Genomic DNA, 2,767 nt, shown 5'->3' with positions numbered 1-2,767 from the left:
GCCTCGTGATCCAGCACCATGCGCACCGCCCGTGCGCGAACCTCAGGTGCAAACTTGTTCGTCGCTTTGCTCATATCGGCTCCACTTACTCAGAAGTTGGAGCCTCCGGCAAACCCGGCGCGGTTCAGCCCCCCGATCGGCGCGCAAAAGGGACCCCCTTTCAAGGATGGCACGACTGTCGAGGAACGCGCCTTGCGCTGCGCGCGACGTAGGGAGGGCGGAGCCCGACCGGAGGCGCGCGCAGCGCAAAGCATCTTAATCCCGGCGTGCCGCGGGGATCAGTTTCGGTTCTTGAAGCGCCAGCTGTCATTGCCGGTCTCGATGATGTCGCAATGATGAGTGACGCGATCGAGGAGAGCGGTGGTCATCTTGGGGTCGCCGAACACCGTCGGCCATTCCCCGAACGCCAGGTTGGTCGTGATGATGACGCTGGTTTGCTCGTAAAGTTTGCTGACCAGATGGAACAGCAACTGCCCGCCTGAACGGGCGAACGGCAGATAGCCAAGCTCGTCCAGAACCACGAGATCGAGCCGGGAGAGCTGGGAGGCAAGCGCGCCGCTTTTACCGATCCGGGCTTCCTCTTCGAGGCGGGTCACCAGATCCACGGTGTTGAAGTAACGCCCTCGCGCCCCGGCGCGGACCACATTGGCGGTGATGGCGATAGCCAGGTGGGTCTTACCTGTGCCGGTGCCGCCAACCAGGACGACATTGCGCCGTGCGGGCAGGAACGCGCCACCGTGCAGCGAACGGACCAGCCCCTCGTTGATCGGCGTCCCTTCGAAGCGGAACGCATCGATATCCTTCACCACCGGCAGCTTGGCGGCCGCCATCCGGTATCGGATCGAGGCCGCGTGGCGGTGCGTTGCTTCCGCGCGCAGCAGATCGGTCAGTATCTCCATCGTTGTGCGCTGACGCTGGAGCCCTGTGGTTACGGCCTCATCGAACGCGCCGGCCATCCCCTTGAGCCCAAGCCCGCGCATCGCGTCGATCATGTCATGCCGCTGCATGGAAGTTCCTCAGTTGGTCGTAACGGGCACAGTCGGCGATCGGCGGATGCCGCAGGGCATTGTCCTCAGAAGTGACGATCGTCAGCGGTCGCGGCGGTTCGCGGCGCCGTGCCAGGATATTGAGGATCAGATCGTCGCTCGCCGTGCCGGTCGCCAGCGCCTCCCGCACGGCGGCCTCGACGAGTTCCAGGCCGTCGGTCAGCACGGCCGCCAGCACGCGCACGAACCGCCGGTCGGCATCATCGCCGTTGCCCAGCTTGCGTCGCAACCGCGCCAAGGCTGGCGGCAACTCCCAGTCCTGGAAAGGGGCGCCGTTGCGTAAAGCGCCGGGCTTGCGGGCCAGCACCGGCAGATAGTGCCAGGGATCATAGATGGTGCGGTTCCGCCCGAAGAAGCGGGGATGCTCGGCGACGACCTCATCGCCGCATCGCACGACAATGCGGTCGGCATAGGCCCGAACCTGCACCGTGCGCCGCGCCACCGTCGAGAGGACCGAGTATCGGTTGCGATCGTAGCTGATCAGGCAGGTGCCCGACACGCCGTGCTCGCTCTCGTTGAAGCCATCGAACGGCCCCAGCATCGACTGTAATGCAGGGCGTTCCATCTCCAGCATCTGCGCCACGGTCTGGTCGCCCTGCTCAGGATGGGCTTGTCGTTCGGCCCAGCGCCGGCACTCAGCTTCCAGCCAGCCATTGAGCTCCTCGAGGCTGGCGAACCGCAGACGGGGCTGGAAGAAGCGCCCTCGGATGGTCTGCACCTGGTTCTCGACCTGTCCCTTCTCCCAGCCTGCCGCCGGCGAGCAGGCCGTGGGCTCGACCATATAATGGTCGGCCATGATCAGGAACCGCCGGTTGAACACCCGCTCCTTGCCGGTGAACACGCTCGTCACCGCCGTCTTCATATTATCGCAGATGCCGCGCCTGGGCACGCCGCCAAAGAAGGCAAAGCCGCGCGCATGCGCGTCGAACAGCATCTCCTGGGTCTCGCGCGGATAGGCTCGGACATACACCGCCCGCGACGCACACAGCCGCATGTGCGCGACCTTTACCCGCATCGGCTTGCCGCCGATCTCGACATCCTCATGGCTCCAGTCGAACTGGTAGGCCTCGCCGGGCTGGAACAGCATCGGAATAAAGGCCGTCGTCCCGTCGCCGAAATCCCTGCGCCGCTCGATCTTCCACCGTGCGGCATAGCGGCGCACGGCATCGTAAGAACCCTCGAAACCCTCACGCACCAGAAGGTCGTGGATACGGGTCATCCGAAGCCGGTCACGCCGCCCTCGTAACTCGTTCTCTTCCAGCAGCCCATCCAGGCGATCCTGAAACGGACCGATCCGCGGCAGCGGCTGAACCTTGCGTCGATAATCAAATGCGCCTTCCGGCGCCCGGATCGCTTTGCGGATCACCTTCCGCGACACATGCAGATCACGCGCGATCGCCTTGATCGCCTTCCCGCCGGCATACTCACGCCGGATCCGAACCACTGTCTCCAAAACCAACATCCCGATCTCGCCGCCTGAATATCCAGACGGCTGTTTAAGCTATCGAAATGAGGGGGCCCTTTTAGACGCCGATCACCCCGCTAACGGGGTTCTTTTTGCACGCCGATCCACACCAGAGGCGTGAGCCAGTCGGACGAACGAGCAGATAGAGGCCGCCGCCATCACCGAGCTTGTAATCCTTCGATCGCCGGCTGGCGTAGCGAACCTCGAGTTCCTTGAGCAGCATAGGGGGTATCTCCTGCTGGGCACAGGCATTACC

At 64.1% G+C, this 2,767-nt stretch carries 2 protein-coding genes and 1 pseudogene; all 3 read right to left on the bottom strand.

The features are described 5' to 3' along the window. Positions 1-278 precede the first annotated feature (278 nt). A complete protein-coding gene (gene istB / locus CG471_RS29485; protein ID WP_099234624.1) occupies positions 279-1,007 on the bottom strand; it encodes an IS21-like element helper ATPase IstB in 729 nt (242 codons plus the stop codon). Next, the gene (istA, locus tag CG471_RS29480; protein ID WP_099234623.1) at positions 994-2,508 is read right to left on the bottom strand and encodes an IS21 family transposase; all 1,515 of its coding nucleotides are present in this window, start codon (positions 2,506-2,508) and stop codon (positions 994-996) included. The genes istB and istA overlap by 14 nt, the downstream gene beginning before the upstream one ends. Before the next feature lie 61 nt (positions 2,509-2,569). Continuing rightward, positions 2,570-2,767, bottom strand: a pseudogene (locus CG471_RS31600) (hypothetical protein); the annotation flags it as partial.

Origin of the sequence: Sphingobium sp. IP1 (assembly GCF_002708645.1) — a bacterium.
Classification (GTDB): domain Bacteria; phylum Pseudomonadota; class Alphaproteobacteria; order Sphingomonadales; family Sphingomonadaceae; genus Sphingobium; species Sphingobium yanoikuyae.
Note: the sequence above shows the minus strand (reverse complement) of the source record. Positions and strands in the feature narration are given on the sequence as shown.